Source organism: Kutzneria kofuensis (assembly GCF_014203355.1).
GTDB lineage: Bacteria > Actinomycetota > Actinomycetes > Mycobacteriales > Pseudonocardiaceae > Kutzneria > Kutzneria kofuensis.
Genome location: NZ_JACHIR010000001.1, coordinates 7,574,649 through 7,594,646, shown reverse-complemented (window position 1 = coordinate 7,594,646; position 19,998 = coordinate 7,574,649). Strand labels below are relative to the sequence as shown.

20 protein-coding genes and 1 pseudogene are annotated in these 19,998 nt (G+C 70.9%); 13 read left to right on the top strand and 8 right to left on the bottom strand.

Annotated elements, in window-relative coordinates; translation table 11 throughout:
* Positions 1-208: 208 nt before the first annotated feature.
* Positions 209-517: a hypothetical protein gene (locus BJ998_RS34715; protein WP_184867528.1), complete on the bottom strand. Its 309-nt coding sequence runs from the start codon at positions 515-517 to the stop codon at positions 209-211.
* On the bottom strand, positions 514-2,766 hold the full coding sequence (locus BJ998_RS34710) for an ATP-binding cassette domain-containing protein (RefSeq protein ID WP_184867527.1): 2,253 nt from the start codon (positions 2,764-2,766) through the stop codon (positions 514-516). The genes BJ998_RS34715 and BJ998_RS34710 overlap by 4 nt, the downstream gene beginning before the upstream one ends.
* A gap of 60 nt (positions 2,767-2,826) precedes the next feature.
* Here BJ998_RS34710 and BJ998_RS34705 point away from each other — a divergent pair, with 60 nt between their 5' ends.
* The 5 genes from BJ998_RS34705 (at position 2,827) to BJ998_RS34685 (ending at position 7,089) form a co-directional block, all read left to right on the top strand.
* Complete coding sequence (locus tag BJ998_RS34705; protein ID WP_184867526.1) at positions 2,827-3,534, top strand: MerR family transcriptional regulator; 708 nt, start codon at positions 2,827-2,829, stop codon at positions 3,532-3,534.
* A 90-nt stretch (positions 3,535-3,624) separates the two neighbouring features.
* Positions 3,625-4,095, top strand: a complete 471-nt coding sequence (locus tag BJ998_RS34700; protein ID WP_184867525.1) for an Lrp/AsnC family transcriptional regulator — start codon at positions 3,625-3,627, stop codon at positions 4,093-4,095.
* A gap of 21 nt (positions 4,096-4,116) precedes the next feature.
* A complete protein-coding gene (locus BJ998_RS34695; protein WP_312890469.1) occupies positions 4,117-5,298 on the top strand; it encodes a cytochrome P450 family protein in 1,182 nt (393 codons plus the stop codon).
* A 31-nt stretch (positions 5,299-5,329) separates the two neighbouring features.
* Complete coding sequence (locus BJ998_RS34690) at positions 5,330-6,238, top strand: aminoglycoside phosphotransferase family protein (protein ID WP_184867524.1); 909 nt, start codon at positions 5,330-5,332, stop codon at positions 6,236-6,238.
* Positions 6,235-7,089, top strand: coding sequence for an aminoglycoside phosphotransferase family protein (locus BJ998_RS34685; protein ID WP_184867523.1), 855 nt, complete (start codon positions 6,235-6,237; stop codon positions 7,087-7,089). Before BJ998_RS34690 ends, BJ998_RS34685 begins: the two co-directional genes overlap by 4 nt.
* Here BJ998_RS34685 and BJ998_RS34680 read toward each other — a convergent pair.
* From BJ998_RS34680 to BJ998_RS34670, 3 genes are all read right to left on the bottom strand, one after another.
* Entirely contained in the window at positions 7,058-7,993 is a 936-nt protein-coding gene (locus BJ998_RS34680; RefSeq protein ID WP_312890468.1) for a GlxA family transcriptional regulator, read from the bottom strand. The genes BJ998_RS34685 and BJ998_RS34680 overlap by 32 nt on opposite strands.
* Positions 7,978-8,514, bottom strand: coding sequence for an NAD(P)H-dependent oxidoreductase (locus BJ998_RS34675; protein WP_184867522.1), 537 nt, complete (start codon positions 8,512-8,514; stop codon positions 7,978-7,980). The genes BJ998_RS34680 and BJ998_RS34675 overlap by 16 nt, the downstream gene beginning before the upstream one ends.
* Positions 8,515-8,578: 64 nt before the next feature.
* On the bottom strand, positions 8,579-8,863 hold the full coding sequence (locus BJ998_RS34670) for a dihydrofolate reductase family protein (protein ID WP_184867521.1): 285 nt from the start codon (positions 8,861-8,863) through the stop codon (positions 8,579-8,581).
* Between BJ998_RS34670 and BJ998_RS34665 the strand changes: the two are divergent.
* The 3 genes and pseudogenes from BJ998_RS34665 to yidD all read left to right on the top strand — a co-directional run.
* Positions 8,854-9,756: pseudogene (locus BJ998_RS34665) on the top strand (CaiB/BaiF CoA transferase family protein); the annotation flags it as partial. The gene BJ998_RS34670 and the pseudogene BJ998_RS34665 overlap by 10 nt on opposite strands.
* A 166-nt stretch (positions 9,757-9,922) precedes the next feature.
* On the top strand, positions 9,923-10,267 hold the full coding sequence (locus BJ998_RS34660) for an STAS domain-containing protein (RefSeq protein ID WP_184867520.1): 345 nt from the start codon (positions 9,923-9,925) through the stop codon (positions 10,265-10,267).
* Positions 10,268-10,285: 18 nt separating this feature from the next.
* On the top strand, positions 10,286-10,720 hold the full coding sequence (gene yidD, locus BJ998_RS49305) for a membrane protein insertion efficiency factor YidD (protein WP_184867519.1): 435 nt from the start codon (positions 10,286-10,288) through the stop codon (positions 10,718-10,720).
* On the opposite strand, the gene BJ998_RS47860 is transcribed toward yidD, so the two are convergent.
* Complete coding sequence (locus BJ998_RS47860) at positions 10,713-11,165, bottom strand: MarR family winged helix-turn-helix transcriptional regulator (protein WP_221338219.1); 453 nt, start codon at positions 11,163-11,165, stop codon at positions 10,713-10,715. The genes yidD and BJ998_RS47860 overlap by 8 nt on opposite strands.
* A 74-nt stretch (positions 11,166-11,239) precedes the next feature.
* Here BJ998_RS47860 and BJ998_RS34645 point away from each other — a divergent pair, with 74 nt between their 5' ends.
* Entirely contained in the window at positions 11,240-11,809 is a 570-nt protein-coding gene (locus BJ998_RS34645) for an NADPH-dependent FMN reductase (RefSeq protein ID WP_184867518.1), read from the top strand.
* A gap of 24 nt (positions 11,810-11,833) precedes the next feature.
* On the opposite strand, the gene BJ998_RS34640 is transcribed toward BJ998_RS34645, so the two are convergent.
* Both BJ998_RS34640 and BJ998_RS34635 read right to left on the bottom strand, forming a co-directional pair.
* Positions 11,834-12,526: an RraA family protein gene (locus tag BJ998_RS34640; RefSeq protein WP_184867517.1), complete on the bottom strand. Its 693-nt coding sequence runs from the start codon at positions 12,524-12,526 to the stop codon at positions 11,834-11,836.
* 65 nt (positions 12,527-12,591) lie between these two features.
* Positions 12,592-13,158 (bottom strand): LysM peptidoglycan-binding domain-containing protein, encoded by a 567-nt coding sequence (locus tag BJ998_RS34635; RefSeq protein ID WP_184867516.1) that lies wholly within the window; start codon positions 13,156-13,158, stop codon positions 12,592-12,594.
* A 376-nt stretch (positions 13,159-13,534) separates the two neighbouring features.
* On the opposite strand from BJ998_RS34635, the gene BJ998_RS34630 reads away from it, so the two are divergent.
* From BJ998_RS34630 to BJ998_RS34615, 4 genes are all read left to right on the top strand, one after another.
* A complete protein-coding gene (locus BJ998_RS34630; protein WP_221338217.1) occupies positions 13,535-14,626 on the top strand; it encodes a hypothetical protein in 1,092 nt (363 codons plus the stop codon).
* Entirely contained in the window at positions 14,623-15,531 is a 909-nt protein-coding gene (locus BJ998_RS34625; RefSeq protein WP_184867514.1) for an ABC transporter ATP-binding protein, read from the top strand. The genes BJ998_RS34630 and BJ998_RS34625 overlap by 4 nt, the downstream gene beginning before the upstream one ends.
* A complete protein-coding gene (locus BJ998_RS34620; RefSeq protein ID WP_184867513.1) occupies positions 15,528-16,361 on the top strand; it encodes an ABC transporter permease in 834 nt (277 codons plus the stop codon). The genes BJ998_RS34625 and BJ998_RS34620 overlap by 4 nt, the downstream gene beginning before the upstream one ends.
* Positions 16,362-16,516: 155 nt before the next feature.
* Positions 16,517-19,996: an ABC transporter substrate-binding protein gene (locus tag BJ998_RS34615; RefSeq protein WP_184867512.1), complete on the top strand. Its 3,480-nt coding sequence runs from the start codon at positions 16,517-16,519 to the stop codon at positions 19,994-19,996.
* Positions 19,997-19,998: the final 2 nt, after the last annotated feature.

Below are 19,998 nucleotides of genomic sequence, written 5' to 3'. Positions count from 1 at the left end.
GACAACCGCCAACCCACCACCCCAACAATGCACTTGGGCCGATTTTGTGTGGAGGTGGACGATGGCCTAAGCTCACCGCGCGAGGGGCAGGCGGAGCCTGCCCCGGAAATGCCCCTCGTAGGCCATCGTCCAGAGGCTCCACACCAAATCGGCCCAGCCCACACCGCGAAAGACCTGAATCAACCCAACCGTGACAGCAGGCCTCCAATCACCGCCGCAACTTCCGTGCCGTCTGGTGCGCTGTCGCCAGTTCCCGACGCGCCTGCGCCCTCATCGAGTCCGGCAGGTCCTCGAACCCGTGGAACAGCACCACCACGTGCTGCATACACATCATCAACAACGCCACTTGCGGCGCGATGTCCCCCAGTGGCCCGGGACTTTCCGCCACCGCTTTCCGCAGCTCCGCCAGTTCGGCGTCCAACCCGCGAACCACCTCCCCGATCGGATACCCACCGGTCCCCCGTACGGGATGGGCGTCCAGCAGAGCGGCAACGCGGCGAGCCGACTCCGCGATCATCGGATGGCCTTCCGCAGCGCGTCGGCGGTGTGGGATCCGTCGAACGCGACCAGATCGGCCGGCGGTCCCGAGAACAGCACCTGGCCGCCGGCGCTGCCGCCCTCGGGCCCGAGATCGACGACCCAGTCCGCTCTGGCGATCACGTCCAGGTTGTGCTCGATCACGATCACGCTGGCGCCATGCATCTCGACCAGCCGGTCCAACACGCCGACAAGACGGTCCACATCGGACATGTGCAGACCGGTGGTGGGCTCGTCCAGCACATAGACCGCGCCGGAGCGGTGCAGGTGGGATGCGAGCTTGATCCGCTGGCACTCGCCACCGGACAGGCTCGGCAACGGCTGCCCGAGGCGGAGATACTCCAGACCGACGTCGACCAGCCCGCGTAGAATCGACACCACCGACCGGTGGACGGCAAAGAACTCCGCAGCCTCGCCGACGGTCATGTCCAACGCGTCGCTGATGGACATCCCACCGAGCCGGTAGCCGAGCACCTCGGCGGAATAGCGCCGGCCCTCGCACGAGCCGCAAACGGTGGTGATCCCGGCCAGGAAGCCCAGGTCGGTCACGATCACGCCGGCGCCCTCGCACTCCGGACAAGCGCCGGCGGAGTTGGCGCTGAACAGAGCGGGGCTGACACCGTTGGCCTTGGCGAAAGCCTTCCGGATGTGGTCCATGGCGCCGGTGTAGGTGACGACGCTGGACCGCCGGTTCGCTGTCGGAGCTGACTGGTCGACGACGACGGCATCGGGGTAGCGGGAGCGGAAAGCGCCGTACATCAGGGAGGACTTGCCGGAACCGGCGACGCCGGTGACGGCGGTCAGCACCCCGGTGGGAATGTCCACGCTGACGTCGCGCAGGTTGTGCAGGGTGACGCCGGAAAGCGGCAACCACCCGGTCGGCCTCCGCGCCCGGGTCCGAAGCGCCGGCCGCTCCTTCAGGTACCGACCGGTGACCGTGCCGGAATCGGCAAGCGCGGCAACGGTTCCGCTGAAGACGATCCGACCGCCGGCGCCGCCCGCACCCGGTCCGACGTCGACCACATGGTCGGCGGCGGTGATCACGTCGCGGTCATGTTCGACGACGAGGACGGTGTTGCCGTTGTCCCGCAACGTGGTCAGCAGCCGCGTCAGCCGGCCGACATCCCGGGCGTGCAAGCCGATGCTGGGCTCGTCGAACACGTACAGCATGTCCGACAGCGTGCTGGCCAGCTGGCGGACGATCTTGATCCGCTGGGATTCGCCGCCGGACAAGGTGTCGGTGGCGCGGTCCAGAGACAGGTAGCCGAGCCCGATCTCCACGAGGTGCCCGACTCGCTGCCGCAGGCCGGTCAACACCGGCGCGATCTCCGGCAGGTCGAAACCCTCAAGCACCGCAAGCAGTTCGACCGCCTCCAAAGAGGACAGTTCGGCGATGTTGCGGCCGTCGATGCGGCAATCCAGCGCGGACTGCGACAGCCGGGTGCCGCCGCAGTCGGGGCAGGTGGCGGACGTGGTGAACCGGGCGACCATCTGGCGGGTCCGCTCGGCCTGGTCGGCGGTGTCCTTACGCACGTACAGCCGCCGGAACTTGACCACCGCGCCCTCGTAGGTGGCGTTGATCCGCTGCCCGAGGTTCTCCACCTCGACGGTCCCACCCTCGCCGTACAGCAGGTCGTGCCGTTCCGCCTCCGAGAAGGAAGCGACCGGCTTGTCGACGTCGAACCGGTTGGCGAAGATCTGCCAGTGCCAGGTGCCGACCTTGAACGCCGGCGCCAGCAGCGCACCGTCGGCCAGCGATCGGGCCGGATCGAGGAAGACGGCGAGGTCGACGTCGGTGACCACGCCGAGGCCCTCGCAGGTGGGGCACATGCCCGACGGCATGTTGAACGAGAACGAGTCCGCCGGCCCGATGTACGGGTCGCCCGCACGGGAGAACATCAGCCGCAGCAGGGGCGCGATGTCGGTGATGGTGCCCACCGTCGACCGCGACCCGCCGCCCAGCCGCCGTTGGTCGACGAGAACCACCGCGGGCAGGTGCTCGATGATGTCGACGTCCGGCCGCGACCGATGGGGCAGGAAGCTGCGCACGAAGGCCGGCAGTGTCTCGTGCAGCTGCCGCTGTGCCTCGGCCGCGATCGTGTCGAACACCAGCGACGACTTGCCGGAGCCGGACACACCCGTCACCACGGTGATCACCCGCTTGGGTAAGTCGACGTCGACGCCGGTCAGATTGTGCTCACGGGCGCCCATCACCCGGACGAATTCCATGGCTTCAAGCGTATCGTTGAACCGTCTATAGCAGACTTTTCCACGACGACCAGGAGAGACGTGCGGAAAACCCTCAACCGACCCGTTGACCTGGCCCGACTCGCCGGCATCTCGCCGCAGCAGGTCCGCAACTACCTCGACGCGGGCGTGCTGCCGCCGGCGACCCGGTCCGCCACCGGCTACCGCCAGCTCGACGACCGTCATCGCAAGGCGCTGCTGGCGTACCGGGCGCTGGCCGAGGGGCACGGGTGGAACGCCGCCGGGGACATCATGCGCGCGATCCACGCCGGCGACGCCGCCCAGGCGCTGGCGATGATCGACGCCGGCCACGCCGACCTGCACCGCCAGCGGGAGGCCCTCAAGCTCACCGCCGATGCGCTGGAGACGGTCGTGGACACCGAGCCGCCGGCCCGCGCGGCGATGCAGATCGGCGAGCTCGCCGCGCACCTCGGCGTCCGCACGTCGACGCTCCGTGTCTGGGAGGACGCCGAACTCCTCACCCCGCAACGGGATCCGGCCACCGGCTACCGCACGTACGGGCCGCGGGAGACCCGCGACGCCAGGATCATCCTGATGCTGCGGCAGGGCATGCACGGGTTGCCACAGATCCGGCCAATCCTGGACGACCTGCGCCGCAGCGGCAGCCGGGACGCGCTGCGGGCGGCGATCGCGCAGCGGCACGCGGAGTTGGCCCGGCGCGCCGAGTCGATGCTGACCGCCGCGGCTCTGCTGCATTCCTACCTGCACGCGGAATCCCCGGCCGGCTAGGGGACGGGTGGCACTGGATGTCCGGCCGCGGGACGTGACCTGCCCACCTGGGCACGGAATCCGGAACCGTCCGGATGTTTGAATAACGAAGTGGATCGAATCGACCGGCAGATCCTTCGGGAACTGCAACGCGACGGCAGGCTCAGCAACGCCGAGCTGGCCGAGCGAGTGGGCCTCACCCCGTCGCCGTGCCTGCGCCGGGTGAACCGACTCGAGCAGGACGGTGTGATCCGCGGCTACCGGGCGCTGCTGGACCCGACCGCGGTCGGCCGCGGCTTCCAGGCGTTCGTCAGCGTGGTCATGGCGCAGGAGGACCGCCCGACCGTCGCCGACTTCGAGCGGCGCATCGCCGAGCTGCCCGAGGTGGTGGAGGCCCTGCGGCTGTTCGGCGACCCGGACTACCTGCTGCGGGTCGCGGTCGCCGACATCGCCGCGTACGAGCGCTTCCACACCGAGACGCTGTCGCTGCTCCCGGGGGTGGCCCGCCTGACATCACACCTGACCATGAAACTGGTGAAGGAGGATGCAGGTTTGCCGGTCGAAACGGCCAGTGCACCGTGACCCGCTGGCATCATCGACGGCGTGGAGCTCGACAAGGCGTGGATCCGTGATCCGTGGCCACTGTACCGCGAACTGCGCCGGCAGGGGCCGCTGCGGCGGGTGGTGATGCCCGACGGCGTGCCCGGCTGGCTGGTCACCGACCACGCCGAGGCCCGGGCGCTGCTGGACGACCGCAGGCTGAGCAAGAACGTGCACCGCGCGCGGGAGCTGTTCCCGCCGGGCACGGCCGGCGGCTACATCACGCGGCTGTCCGAGCACATGCTCAACGACGACCCGCCGAACCACACCCGGCTGCGCAAGCTCGTCACGAAGGCGTTCACGAGCCGCGCGGTGAACCGGTTGCGGCCGCAGATCGAGCGCATCACCGACGAGTTGCTGGACGGCGTCGACGGCGAGACGGACCTGATCGAGTCGTTCGCGTTCCCGCTGCCGATCGCGGTGATCAGCGAGCTGCTCGGGGTGCCGCACGAGGACCGCTCGCGGATCAGGGCGTGGAGCCGGGTGTTCGTCTCCGGTGTCACGGGCGAGCCGCTCGCGACCGCGGCCCGCGAGCAGTCGGCGCTGCTGCGGGACCTGATCAGGGCCAAGCGGGCCGAGCCGGCCGAGGACCTGCTCAGCGATCTCGTGCACGTGTCCGACGAGGGCGACCGGCTGTCCGAGGACGAGTTGGTGGCGATGGCGTTCCTGCTGTTGTTCGCCGGCCACGAGACGACCGTGCACCTGCTCGGCAACGCGGTGTACTCGCTGCTGCGCAATCCCGAACAGGAGCGACTGCTCCGCACGGACCCGTCGCTGCTGCCGGGCGCGATCGAGGAGTTCCTGCGCACCGGCAGCCCGATCCACATCGCCACGCTGCGCTTCACCACCGAGCCGGTGACCGTCGGCGACGTGGAGATCCCGGCCGGCGAGTTCGTCATGGTGTCGCTGCTCGCCGCGAACGCCGACGAAGCCCGGTTCGAGGACCCGTACGAGCTGGACATCACCCGCCCCGCGGGCGGGCACCTGGCGTTCGGGCACGGCATCCACTACTGCCTCGGCGCGCCGCTGGCCCGGCTGGAGGGCGAGATCGCGATCGGCCGGCTGCTGGCGAGGTTCCCGTCGCTGCGCCTGGCGGTCGATCCGGCCGATCTGCACTGGCGGACCAGCACGTTGGTGCGGGGACTGCGGGAGTTGCCGGTAATTGCCTCGACACGTGCGGTGTGATGGAGGCACACCGACCGTTGAGGAGTGCTGGTTGTCTTCCGACGCCGTAGTTGTCGACGTCCCGCAGGTGCGGCGGCTCGTCGCCGCGCAGTTTCCGGAGTGGGCCGGCCTTTCGGTGACGCCGGTGGCGTCGTCCGGCGTAGACAACATCACCTTCCGGCTCAGCGACGACAAGCTGATCCGGATGCCGCGGTTCGCCCGCTGGATCGGGCAGGTCACGCGGGAGCAGCGGTGGCTGCCGATCCTGGCGCCGCACCTGCCGCTGGCCGTGCCGGTCCCGCTGGGCAAGGGCCGGCCGGGCGAGGGATATCCGTTCCCGTGGTCGGTCTACGCGTGGATCGAGGGCTCGAACGCCGACCTGTCCCGGCTCGCCGACCACGGGCAGGCGGCGGTCGACCTGGCCGATTTCCTGTTGGCACTGAGGGAAGTCGACGCCGCGGACGGGCCGCCGCCGGAGTGGAGCAACGGTTTCCGCGGCGTCGGCCTGCACGACCACCGCGATTCGCCGGTCGTGGCTTTCTACCTGCGCGAGCGGATCGCCGTGCTGGACGGGTTCTTCGACGTCGACGCCGTGATGGAGGTGTGGCAGGCCGGGTTGGACGCCCCGGCCTGGGACGCGCCGCCGGTGTGGATCCACGGCGATCCCGTGGCGGCGAACATGGTGGCGCGGGACGGCCGGCTCGCCGCCGTGATCGACTTCGGCACGCTGGCGGTCGGTGATCCGGCGTGCGATCTCATTGCCGCGTGGGGATTCCTTCCCGCCGGCGCTCGGGACCAGTTCCGCAAGCTGCTCGCCGTCGACGACGCGACCTGGGCCCGGGGCCGGGTCTGGGGGCTGACGTCGATCCTGCCGTCCAGGGCCGATCTCACCGACCCGGCACGGGCCGCCCATGCCCGCCAGGCACTGACCGAGATCGTCGAGGACCTGCGCCGCTCGTGATCGTGCATCCGGTGGTCCGGCGTCGGGCCGAGCTTGAGGGCCCGCTCGGCGAGCAGTGGTTGGCGGGCCTGGATTCCCTACTGGCGACCACGGCCGACCGGTGGTCGCTCACCGTGAACGAGCAGCTGGAAGGCGGCTTCGGCTCGGTGGTGTTCCGGGTGCGGACGGCCGACCGGGAAGCCGTGCTCAAGCTGGCGGTGCCGGGGACCGGCGTCGCGCAGGAGGCCGCCGCGCTCGGCCATCCCGGCTACGCCAAGCTCTACGCCTGCGACCTGGAAGCCGGCGCCCTGCTGTTGGAGTCGCTCGGACCGTGCATGGAGCTGCCGGCCGAGGGCATGGTCGCCGAACTGGGCCGGCTGCTCCGGATCGCGTGGCGTGCCACCGACGAGCCCACCTACCCGAAGGCCGACAGCCTCGCCCGGATGATCACGGACCTGTGGCGGGAGTTGGCCCCGCCCTACCCGGACGCCCTGCGCGACCAGGCGTTGGCGTACGCGTCGAATCGGGCCGCCGACACCTCGCGCAAGGTTGTCGTACACGGGGACCCGCACTGCGGCAACGCCCTGCTCAGCCCGGACGGCTACGTTTTCGTCGACCCGGAGAGTTTCGTCTGCGACCCCGCGTACGACTGCGGCGTCGTGCTCCGGCACACCAAGGCCGAGGAGTTTCCCGGGCTGTGCCGGCAACTCGCCGAGGTCACCGAGCTGCCGGCCGCTGTCATCGCCGAATGGACGTTCGTCGAACGGGTGTCCACCGGCCTGTACCTGCTCAGCCTCGGCGACGCCGAGCGCTCCGCCCTGTTCCTCGACGCCGCCCTGGTCAGTGCTGAGCTCGGTACGCCCCGGGCGTGACGCCGAGCCGCTGCACGAACACCCGGCGCAGGGTCTCGTCGCTGCCGAAGCCGCTGCGCGCGGCGGCGGAGGCGACGGTGTGCCCACGGGACAACAGGTCCTGCGCGGCCTCCAGGCGGAGGAGTTCCACGTACCGGGCGGGCGTGGTGCCGATCTCGTCGTGGAACAGGCGCGTGAGCTGACGGGGGCTGACGGACGCCTTGGCGGCCATGGTGGTCACGGTCCAGTGCTCGGCCGGATCGGCGGCGACGGCGTCCAGCAGCGTCCGAAGTGGACTGTCCCGGCCGACGTGCGCCCGTGACGGCGCGGAGAACTGGGACTGGCCGCCGGACCGCTGCATGAACACCACCAGCTCCCGCGCGACGCCGGCGGCCAGGTCAGGTCCGAAGTCCTCCTCGACGAGCGACAGCGCCAGGTCGATGCCGGAGCTGACGCCGGCCGAGGTGACGACGTCGCCGTCCCGCACGTACAGCGCGTCGGGCTGGACGGCGACCTTCGGATACCGGTGCGCGAACCGGTCGACCTGCCGCCAATGGGTGGTCGCCTTGCGGCCGTCGAGCAACCCGATCTCGGCGAGCAGGAACGATCCCGTGCACACGGAGGTGATCCGTGCGGCGCTGGACACCAGCTGGCGCACGGCGTCCACCAACCCCTCGGCAAAAGGAAAGTCGACCATGCCGTACGCCCCGGGAACGAGCACTGTCCCTTCCGGACTGTCGGCGACGCTCCCGTCGACACCGAGTGTGGTGCCGCTGGCGGTCCGCACCGGCTGCCCGTCGGGCGAGACGATCCGCAGCACGTAGTCCGCGCCGAGCCGGTTGGCGTGGCCGAACACATCCGACGGGCCGGCGATGTCGATCATCGTCACGCCGTCGAAGGCCAGGATCGTCACGCGGTGAGGCACGCCTGTGATGATGCCAGCACGTCCCGGTAGCGCTCGACGTGCTCGGCCAACTCGGCGTCGGTGACGCCACGCACGTCGTGCAGCACCAGCGGCGGGGCGAACTCCATGCCGACCCGGTGGGCGGTGTTCTCCAGCGGCGCCAGCAGAACCGACATCGGGAACCGGTGGAAACCGCCTTCCCGGTACGCCTCCTCGACGCCGCCGGTGGACGTGACGACCTGCAGCGTCTTGCCGGTCAGCAGCGGCGTCGCCCCCTCGTAGGCCCAGCCCTTCAGCAGCACCTCGTCCATCCACTGCTTGAGCAGGGACGGCACCGAGTACCAGTGGAACGGGAACTGGAACACGATCAGCGAATGCTCCTCGACGAGCCGCTGCTCCCGCGGCACGTCGAGGTTCCGGTCCGGGTACTCGGCGTGCAGGTCGTGCAGCGTCACCCCGGGCAGGTCGCGGGCCGCCGCCGCCAGCGCGGCGTTGATCCGGGACTGCGCCAGGTTCGGGTGGTCCAACAACACCAGTGTCATGCCACCGAAGTTAGGTCGCCCGCACGCGGGCGAGACCCCGAGATCGGGCCAGGAAGTCCACAGATCAGGCGCGCTCGATCCACAGGTGCGTGGCGGCGTCGGTCGACACCCGCCGGGCCACCCGGTAGCCGTCCATCGGCAGGTCGCCGAACAGCCGCTCGCCCGCGCCGAGGAACATCGGCACCACCACGACGTGCATCAGGTCGATCAGCCCGGCCCGCAGGCACTGCCGGACCACCGCCGCGCCGCCGCCGATCCGCACGTCCTTGCCGTCGGCGGCCTTGAACGCCTGCTCGAGTGCGGACTCCAGGCCGTCGGTGACGAAGTGGAACGTGGTGCCGCCCTCCATCGGCAGCGCCGGTCGCGCGGGAACTGTCCACCCGGGCCGACGTGCTTGTGCACAACCTCCGCCCCGGCGGCATGGCGCGCTTCGGCCTCGGCTACGACGACGTCGCGGCGGTGAATCCGGGCGTGGTCTACTGCTCGATCAGCGGCTTCGGCCCCGACGCCACGCTGCCCGGCTACGACCTGCTGGTGCAGGCGCTGTCCGGGCTGATGAGCCTCACCGGCTCGCCGGACGGGCCACCGTATCGGGCGGGCGTCGCCGTCGTCGACGTGATGACGGGCCTGCACGGGGCGACCGGCATCCTCGCGGCGTTGCACCACCGGGACGTCACCGGCGAGGGGCAGCACGTCGAGACCAACCTGCTGTCGGCGGCGCTGTCCTCGTTGGTCAACCAGACCTCGGCGTACGTGGCCGGCGGCGTGGTGCCGCAGCGGATGGGCAACGAGCATCTGAGCCTGTACCCGTACGAACCGATGGCCACCGGCGACGGCGAGCTGATCGTTGCCGTGGGCAATGACCGGCAGTTCCGGCGATTGGCCGGCGCCCTTGGCGTCCCCGAGCTGGCCGACGACCCCCGGTTCGCCTCGATGGCGGCGCGCAACGCCAACCGCCGGGAGCTGCGGCCGCTGCTGCTGGCCCGGCTGGCGGAGAAGCCGGCGCAGGAGTGGTTCCGGATCCTGACCGACGCCGACATCCCGTGCGGGCCGATCAACGACGTCCGCCAGGGCATCGAGCTGGCCGCCGGGCTGGGGCTCGATCCGGTCGTGAGCACCGGCGGCGTGCCGACCGTCCGCAACCCGCTCACTCTTTCGGCCACGCCCGTCCGGCACGACCTGGCGCCGCCCGCGCTGGACGAGCACGGGGCCGAGATCAGGGCGTGGCTTCGCCGGAACTAGCCGCCCCGCGACACCCTTCTCCCCCGGCCCGCCGCGCGGGTCGTCGTCGCCCACTGAGCCGGCGTGTTGCCGGGAGATACCGACCGGCCTACGGTGGGTGGTGCCGGTTGAGACCACAGCCGCGTGGGTGCCTCATGCCCACAACGCGAGCGAGGGAGTGCCGGCCATGTCGTCGAATGCCGCCGTTGGCCTTGAACAGGTCGGGCCGGTGATGGTGGTCCGGGTGACGGGCGAGCTCGACATGGCGTCGGAGGACCTGCTGCGCCGACACCTGACCGAGGCGATGGCCGCGGAGCCGGAGACGCTGGTCCTCGACCTGACGGGGGTGACGTTCTTCGCCTCGGCGGGACTGCACGTGCTGGTCGACGTCCAGCACGACGCCACGGCGAAGGGCCTGGACCTGCGGGTGGTCGCCGACAGCCGGATCGTGCTGCGCCCGATGGAGATCACCGGCGTCGATCAGCTGGTCACGGTGGTGTCCTCGGTGGATCAAGCCCTGGCCCACAGCTGACATGCGTACATTGGCCCCGTGCCCTTCTTTCGACGCCGCCGGCGCTACGACGACCCGTACTACCAGCAGCGCCCGTATCGGGGCGGCGGGTCCTCGTGCCTGCGGGACGCCTGCCTGATCGAGAGCGGTTGCTGCATCGCCGAGAGCTGCGACGGCAACTGCCTGATCGCCGGCCTGCTGACGTTGCCGCACCTGCTGGTGGCGGCCGGTTCGGCGGTGCCGCGCACCCGCCGGCCGTCCGAGATGATGATCGCGGCGATCCGGGTGTACCAGCGGGAGATCAGCGCCAAGCGGCCGGCGGTCTGCCGGTTCGAGCCGAGCTGCTCGGAGTACGCCGCGCAGGCCATCTCCCGGCACGGCGCGCTGCGCGGCACCCGCCTGATGGTCGGCCGCCTGCTCCGCTGCCGTCCGGGCGGCCGGCGCGGCGCCGACCCGGTGCCGCCGGTCAACTAGTCCCGAACTTCTCGAACGCCTCGGCCAGCGCCCGCAGGTCGAAGTCCTTGAGGTGCGCCAGGATGTACCTGCGCACGCTGCTCAGGTTGGTCGGCCACGCGGCGTCGAGCCGGGCGAAGCCCTCGTCGGTGAGCACCGCGTGCCAGCCGCGCCGGTCGTGCTCGTCGCGCACCCGGACCACCAGGCCCTGCGCCTCGAGCCGGGTCACGACGTGGGTCATCCCGCTCAGTGACAGGTAGGAGAGCTCGGCCAGCTCGCTCATCCTCATCCGCCGGTCCGGCGCCTCGGACAGCCGCGACAGCGTCAGGTAGTCGGTCATCGACATCTGACGCTCGCGCAGCATCGTGGCGTCCATGACCCGCGGCAGCGCGTTGACGACCCGGTCGAGCGACCGGATCAGGGCCTCCTCGTCGGCGTCCAGCGGGCGAACCAGCTCAGTGTTCACCGCCACAGCGTACTTGCTTCGGCAAGGAAGCAGAATGTACTTTCTTGCCGAAGTAACTATATCGGAGGTTGGACGTGACCAAGATCGGCATCATCCTGGGCAGCACCCGCCCCGGCCGGAACGGCGAGGCCGTCGCCGCGTGGGTGCACAAGATCGCCAGCGAGCGCACGGACGCCGAGTTCGAGCTGGTCGACCTGCTCGACTACCCGCTGCCCCACCTGGACGAGGCGCTGCCGCCGTCGCTGGGCCAGTACAGCCGGCCGCACACCCAGCAGTGGGCGGCGAAGATCGCCTCGTTCGACGGTTTCGTGATGGTGACGCCGGAGTACAACCACTCCACCTCCGGCGCCCTGAAGAACGCCATCGACTACCTGTACGCCGAGTGGAACAACAAGGCCGTCGGCTTCGTCAGCTACGGCTCGGTCGGCGGCGCCCGCGCGGTGGAGCACCTGCGGCTGATCTCCGGCGAGCTGCAGCTGGCCGACGTCCGCTCGCAGGTGGCGCTGTCGCTGTTCACCGACTTCCAGAACTTCCGCGACTTCGCCCCGGGCGAGCACCAGGTCGCCGCCCTGCACACCACGCTGGACCAGGTCGTGGCCTGGAGCAACGCGCTCGCCCCGCTGCGCGCCCAGGTCACCGCCTGAGCGCGGAACGTCGGACCGGCGGCGCTATTCCTCCACCGCACCGCCGATCCGGCGGATGTGCTCGCGGAACGACAGCGCCGGGTTCTCCGCCCGGTTGGCCAGGAACACGTCGAACTTGAGCTGGTCGCGCAGCGTCTCGCCGTCACGGGTCCGCTCGGCCTGACGACGTTCCTTGTCGCGAATGCCTTCCGCCAGCAGGAAAAGGTCCTCGACGTGCCGGGCCGGCACGAAGATCACGCCGTCGTCGTCGCCGAACACGACGTCGGTGGAGTCGACGACCCACTCCCCCATCCGCGCCGATGTCAACGCGTCGGCCGGCCGCTCCTCGATCGCCAGCGGCCCGGTCGGCAGCGAGCCGAGGCTGAACACCGGCAGGCCGATCGCCCGCACGTCGGCGGTGTCCCGGTGCAGGCCCCAGATCGCCACGCCGGCCAGCCCCGCGGTCTGCGCCTCCTGCACGATCAGGTCGCCGACGCACGCGTGGTCGAGGCGGCCGCCGTTGTCCACCACCAGCACGTCGCCGGCGGCGGCGCCCTCGAACGCCTCGAGGAACACGTCGACACTGCCGGCGTGCCGGGCCGGCAGCACCCGTCCGGCGATCCTGGCGCCGGGGACCACGGCGTGAATTCCCAGGCACCGCACCGGAAGCTGGGCCCGCACACAGGCGTCGGCGATGTGCGCGGTGGTCAGCGTCTCGAACCGTTGGCGAAGATCCATGCCCCGACAATAGATCCGGCGGCACGCCGGCCGACACGGTGATCGGCCGGCGTGCCGCCATGCGGTCACTTCGTGACGATGCGCGCACCCGGGAAAATGAGGTCCGGGTTGGTGAGCGCGGCCGGGTTCAGCTCGACCAGGCGCTGCCAGCCGCCCTGGACACCGAGCCGGTCGGCGATCGCGCTGAGCGTGTCACCGGGTTGGATCGTGTAGTCGCCGGCCGGGTTGTCGACCGAGGCCGGCAGGGACTTCGCCGCCGGCGCAACGGGTGTGCGCCGCGACGGGGCCGAGTGCCCTGCGGCGCCGGCCATGCAGTTCGGCCACGCGCCGGTTCCCCTGGCCCGCACCACGTTCTCGGCGACCCGGATCTGTTCCTCCCGGGTGGCCTGGTCCGGCGAGCCGGTGCCGCCGTTGGCGTGCCACGTGCCCGGCGAGAACTGGAGGCCGCCGTAGTAGCCGTTGCCGGTGTTGGCCGACCAGCGGCCGCCGCTCTCGCAGGCGGCCACCTTGTCCCAGTTGACGCCGGAATCGGCCAGGGCGAATCCCGCCGCCGGTCCGACCGTTATGACCAATGCCGCGATTCCCGCTGCGGAACCCACGGCGATCCGCCGATTCACTCGACGAGGAGACATCGTCGCCTCACCCGCCGCGCCTCGCGCACGCGCCCTCCGTCCGGCGGTTCCCTTCACGCGACAACGTGACCCGATCCGGTTTCCGGACGGAGCATGGCGCTCGCCGAATCGGTACCGCTGGGCCGAAACTCCGACCCGGCGACAACGTAGGCACGGCCATCGCGGCAATCAAGGATATCCGTTGTCTATCGTGTCGCGATAAGAACGTGATTCGGCAGGTCCACCCAGATTTGATCTTCCGAATTCGACACGCCGAATCACCCGAAACGGTGGTTCGGCGATTGGCAAACGTGACGCCGGGCACTCCGTAAGACATCGATCACAACCGAACCACCCCCGGCAGGCGTAGAAAGGGAGGACGGGGAAGGTGGTGAGCGTGTCGAGGACCCGGTGGCGCTGGGCGGTCGTGGCCGCCGTGGCGGCTGTCCTGGTCGCCGCACCGGTGGTGCTGGCTGCGCTGCCGGCGTCCGCGCGCGTGGACCCGGCCGCGCTGCGCGCACACATGCTGGCCTCGGTGAACCGGCCCTACCAGGGCTACGCGGAGAGCACCGGCTCGCTCGGCCTGCCCGACCTGCCGAACCTGTCCGAGGTGACGTCGCTGCTCGGCGGCACCACCCGGCTGCGTTCCTGGTACGTCGCGCCGGACCGCTGGCGGGTCGACGAGATCACCGGCGTCGGCGAGCGCGACACCTATGCGGTGCCGGGCAGCGAATTCGTGTGGGACAACGGGCAGAACCAGTACACGCAGATCGTCGGCGACGAGCCGATCCGGCTGCCGCGCGGCGGCGACCTGCTGCCGCCCGACCTGGCCCGCCGCGTGCTGAGCAACGAGGACAAGGTCGCCGCTGTGCCGGCGAAACGGATTGCCGGCATCGACGCCGCCGGCCTGCGGGTGACGCCGTCCGACCCGCAGACCGCGATCGGACAGGTCGACATCTGGGCCGATCCGGACAGCGGGCTGCCGCTGCGGGTCGAGGTCACTGCGAAGGGCCAACACGCGCCGTTCGTGGTCACCGCCTTCCAGTCCGTCAGCACGCAGCGCCCCGGCGACGACGTGATCACGCCGAAACCCTCTCCGGACAGCGGTTTCACCACCACCGACGCGCCCGACGTGATCGGCGCGTTCGGGCAGATCCCGCTGCCGCCGCAGCTGGCCGGCCGGCCGCTGCAGACCGACCGCGTCGGCGGCGGCCGCGGGCTCGGCTTCTACGGCACCGGCCTGTCCGCCTTCGTCGTCGCGCCGCTGCCCCGTGACGTCGGTGGCGGCGTCGTGAACGCCATGGGCAAGGTCGGCGCGAAGACCCTGACGCTGCCCCGCGGCCAGGGCACCCTGCTCACCATCGCCCCGCTGTCGGTGCTGGTCGAGCGGTCCGGCTACCGCACGTTCCTGCTCGCCGGCGTGGTCGATCCCGCGCTGCTCACCCAGGCGGCCGCCGAGCTGTCGACGCTGCCGAGGAGGCGCTCATGATCGTCACGCGTGGGCTGACCAAGCGCTACGGCTCGGTGCTCGCGGTCGACGGCGTGGACCTGAACGTCCGCGAGGGCGACCGGTACGGCTTCCTCGGCCCCAACGGCTCCGGGAAGACCACCCTGGTTCGCATGCTGTTGGGCCTGGTCTACGCCACCAGCGGCGAGATCGAAGTGCTCGGCTCACGGATGCCGAGGCGAGCGGCCGAGGTGCTGCCGCAGATCGGCGCGATGGTCGAGGGCCCGGCCGCGTACCCGCATCTCTCCGGCCGGCGGAACCTGTCGCTGCTCGACGCCAGCGGCCCCGGCGGCAGCCGGCGGACCAGGCGGGCCCGCATCGAGGAAGCCCTTGTGCAGGTGGGACTCTCCGGCATCGACCGCCGCCCGGTGAAGGCGTATTCGCTGGGCATGCGGCAGCGGCTCGGCCTCGCCGCCGCATTGCTGCGCAAACCGCGGCTGCTGATCCTCGACGAGCCGACGAACGGGCTGGATCCCAAGGGAATCCGGGAGATCCGCGACCTGCTGATCGCGCTGAACGACAACGGCACCACGGTTTTCCTGTCCAGCCACCTGCTTTCCGAGGTGGAACAGCTGTGCACGCGGGTCGGCATCGTCGATCGCGGACGGCTGGTGCTGGAGGAGGAATTGGCCACCATTCGCGGCCGCACCGGCCTCGTTCTCGTTCAGAGCCCCGACGCCGCCGACGTCGTCCCGATGCTCAACGGTCAGCTCGTCACCCGTGACGGAGAGAATTTGCTGATACGACACGGAGATCCGGCCGCGCTGAACGCGATGCTGGTCGAGGCGGGGCTGCGGGTCGCGTCGATCACCGAGCAGCGGCGCACCCTGGAGCAGGTCGTCCTGAAGGTCACCGGGGCCGGCTCGGACCGGGTGGACGCGTCGTGATCGCCGTCGAGCTGCGCAAGCTGGTGCTGCGCCCGCGGATCTGGACGAACGTGCTGCTGCTGTGCGCGCTGCCGATCATCGTCGGCGTGTTCCTGAAGACCGCCGACTTCGCGCCGCCGCCCGGACAGGGCGGGGCGTTCCTGTCCGCCGTGCGGGGCAACGGCCTGCTCTTCCCGGCCGCCGCGCTCGCGTTGGTGCTGCCCGTCTTCCTGCCGCTGTCGGTGGCCGTCGTCGCCGGCGACTCCATCGCCGGCGAGGCCGTCGGCGGCACCCTGCGCTACCTGCTGATCCGCCCCGTCGGCCGGACCCGCCTGCTGTTCGCCAAGATCGTCGCCCTTGTGGCCTTCGTGCTGCTGGCCATCGCCTGCGTCGTCGTGTCGTCCCTGATCGTCGGCGTGATCCTGTTCGGCACGGGCACCAGCGTCACCGGCGGCGCCGCGGCCGGCGCGGCGACCTCGCTGTCCGGCGTGTCGTTGACGCACGGCCAGCTCACCGCCCGGCTGCTGTACTCCATCGGCTACATCGTCGTCGCCATGATCGGCTTCGGCGCGATCGGGCTGTTCCTGTCCACCCTGACCAGTTCCTCCCTGGGCGCGGCCCTCGGCGCGCTGTCCATCCTGATCACCAGTGCCGTGCTGCAGACCCTGGACGCCGCCTCGGCCGTGCGCCCGTACCTGCCGACGAACTACTGGCTCTCCTGGATCGACTTCTTCCGCGACCCGATCTTCTGGGACTCCATCGACAAGGGACTGCTGCTGCAGGCGGGCTATGTCGTGGTTTTCTTCGGCGCCGCCTGGGCCAACCTGGCCACCAAGGACGTGACCTCGTAGTCCCTGCTGTGCGGGAGATGGGCCAACGGTCACGGTCCGTTCGGGTGACGTGATCACCGTATCCGCGTCCTGACCGGGCGGCCACGCGTTTCATGGGGAGAAACCGACCCGTGAATTGGTTCGCCCAGCCCGACCGATTTCGCCAGGGAGGACCCGTGCCCGAGGAAAGACGGCTGCCCCCGGCCACGGCGTTGGCGGCGCGTCTGTTGTGGCACCGCGACGCCCGCGGGCCGCGCCGCCGGCAGCCGATCGTGGTGCTGCTCGGCCCGACCGGGGCCGGCAAGAGCTGGACGCTGGGCTCCATCGCGGGCAGTTGCGGCAACGACGTGGTGCACGCCGGCTACGACTTCGAACGCACCACCGCGACCGACACCAGGGAGGTGCTGGCGCGGCTGGCATTCGACCTGAGCCGCAAGTGGTCGCAGCGTGGCCGGCCACGGTTCGCGCGGCTGGCGGTCGGGCTGATCGCCGTGCAGACGGACCTGGCCGACCTGCATCACCGGCAGGCCAAGGACAAGCTGCGCACCGAGTTCGCCAAGTACACCAGCCGGCAGCGGCCGTCGTTCACGACGGCGCTGCGCGATCTGGTGGACGCCGCGGTGGACGCGCACATCCTCGACGCCACCATGGGCGTGCTGCTCAAGAACAGCCTGCCCGAACTGGTGAACGCCGCCGGCCGGGAGCCGCTGCGGCGGGCGATCCGCTGGCACGGCGACCATCCGGACCCGCGTGCCGACGACCCGTACGACGCGCTGCTCGACCTGAACCGGCTGCCCGCCACCGGCCGGGACGTCTGGCTGCTGGCGGCGTTCCTGGCCGACATCCGGGAGAGCCAGGAACGGCTGGCCCGGGCGGACCTGGGCAGCAAGTGCCGGTGTGGGCGGCCGAGCCGGCCCCGACACCGGCACAACTGGGTGCTGCTGCTGGACAACGTGGACCACCCCGACGGCGAACGGTTCCTGCGGGACCTGACCACGGCTCGCCAGCATGTGCTCGAGCACGACCCGCTGCTGGTGATCGCCACCAGCGGGCGGTGGAATCCCGGCTGGGAACCGGAATGGCGGCCGCCGTGGCTGTCCGCGGCGGCCGGCAGGGCGCCCGCGCGCACCGTCCGCTCCTGCCGGCACGCCGACTACGACGACTGGGCCGGCGACTCGCCGGCGGGTCCGCCGCACCCGTACTACCCGGTGCTGCTGGAGCCGCTCACCCTGCGCGAGACGGCGCATCTGCTTGGTGTGCAGGAGGATTCTCCGGCCGCCCTGCTGGCTCGGCGGGCCACCGGCGGGCTGCCGGCGGCGGTGGAGAGCGTCCGGCCGCTGCTGGAGAAGGCCACGCTCATCCCCGGCGCGCGCAACGTGCTCGACCCCGGCGACAACCCGTGGCAGCGCCGGCTGACCGATCTCGGCCTCGCCCGGCACGCCCCCGACCTCGGCATCGAGGAGTTCGTCAGCGCCGCCCCGTTCGCCACCGCGCCGTGGCTGCTGCCGTGGACGTCGACGCGGGTGAACCACCGCAACGTCGGCCGGATCCTGACCGAGCTGCGCAACGCCCTGTGGGTGCTGGAGCGGCGGGACGGCAGCGCCACCGCCGATCCGGCCGTGCTGCACCCGTGGATCGCCGGCAACCTGGTGCTGGCGCTCACCCATCGCGACCCGGCGTCCGGTCTGCCGTCCTACGAGGAGCAGTTCTCCGTTCTGCTCAACGACTTCGGCACCGACCGTGCGCGGCGCGCCTACTGCCAGCTGGCGCTGGGCCAGGTCGCCGACGTGGTGGACGACTTCGCGGAGACGTTCGACACCGAGCCGCACCGGGAGTGGGTGGACCGGCTGGAGATGGTCTGCCGCGCGCCGGACGCGCAGCCGCTGGCCAGCACGGTGAAGCAGCTGTTCGACGCCCTGGTGAAGGAGGCCAACCGGGACCGCGACCGGTCCCAGTTGGTACGCAACGTGGTGAGCCGGCTGGTGGTGGCGAACTGGTTGGCCACCACCATGTTCACGGTGCCGCCGGACGAGCGGGACATCGTCGAGCACGCCTACGGCCGGGAGTTGCCGCCGCTGTCGCACCAGGCCGACGTCAACGCGCTGCTCAACGCCGCCCGCCGGGCCGCGGATCCGTTGGTGGAGCGTGGAGTGATCGCGCCGACCGCGCCCCGCCTGCTGACGCCACGCAGCCGGATCCGCCGCTTTCTGCCGGCCATCGCCGCCGGAGTCGTCGCAGTGGTGGCGATCGCCCTGTACTCGCATCCACTGTGGTGGACCTGCGGCCGCGGCCTCACCGGAACCGGCGATCGCGACGTCTGCGTCGGGCTGAACCTGGACACCGCGGCGTTCCGGCCCGACGATCCGCTCCGCGAGCTCGAACAGAAGGTCGCGGCGGTGAACCCACCGCCGACCGGGGCGTACGCGACGATCGTGCTGCTGGAAGACATGACGCCGGACCCCAACGCGGACAGCCTGCTGCTCCAGGTCACCAAGCACGACATCGAGGGCGCGGTGGCCGCGGTGTGGCGGGCCGACAACTCCTCGGCCGCGTTCGGCACCATGCCGCGAATCCGGTTGCTGTTGGCCAACTTCGGCAGCAACGGCCAGCAGCAGGAGGCCGCCGTGTCGGCGATCGTGCGGGCCCGCGCCGCCGAGCACATCGTCGCCGTCGTCGGGCTCGGGCAGAGCCTGGACACCACCCGGGCCGCCGCCGCGGCGCTGTCCGCCGCGGACATCACGGTGATCGGCTCGCAGGTGACCGCCGACGACATGAGCCAGGACCTGTCCGGGCACACCATCGACAACTTCTTCCGGGTCTCGCCGACCAACACCGAGGAGGTGCGGGTGGCCGCCGGCTATCTCAAGCAGCGGCCGTACCAGCGGATGCTGCTGGTGTCCGACCTGAATCCCGCCGACAGCTACACACAAACGCTGACCAAGGCATCCACCGAGGCGCTGCAGCCGCGCTACCGGAAGAGCTACAAGGCGCCGCCGGAGCTGTCCGGGCAGACCCGCGCCGGCTACATGACGAACCTGTTCGCGCAGATGCACAGCGACATCTGCGCGGACCGGCCCGACCTGGTGTACTTCGCCGGCCGCGGCAGCGACCTGAAGTACTTCCTCCAGGCGCTGGCCGACGGCGGCGCGTGTGCGCTGGGGCCGATGGACATCATCACCGGCGACGACGCGTCGAGCCTGGTCGGCGACAAGGACCTCGCGCTGAACGCGGACGTCCGCCTCTACTACACGGCCATCGCGCACCGCGACCAGTGGCGGGCGTTCCCGCCCGGCTCGGACTACGTGCGCAACTACGACGCGTTCGCGAAGGCGTTCGCGGACAACGGCCTGCCCGCCGCCGACCTCGACGACGGGCAGGCCATGTCCGAGCACGACGCCGTGCTCACCGCGGCGGTCGCCATCCGCAAGGCGAAGGACGTCACCACGGTGAACACCATCGCGCCGTTCGTCATGCAGCAGCAGTGCAAGAACCCCGTCGGCGGCGCCACCGGCTACATCGCGTTCCCCAACACCGGCGGCGGCGACCCCGTCGACAAGGCCATGCCGATCATGCAGATCCGGCCGGACGGGTCGGCGACGCAGGAGGATCTGGTGTGGCCGGCCGGAAAGCCGCTCGACCCCGACACCACCTGCTGAGC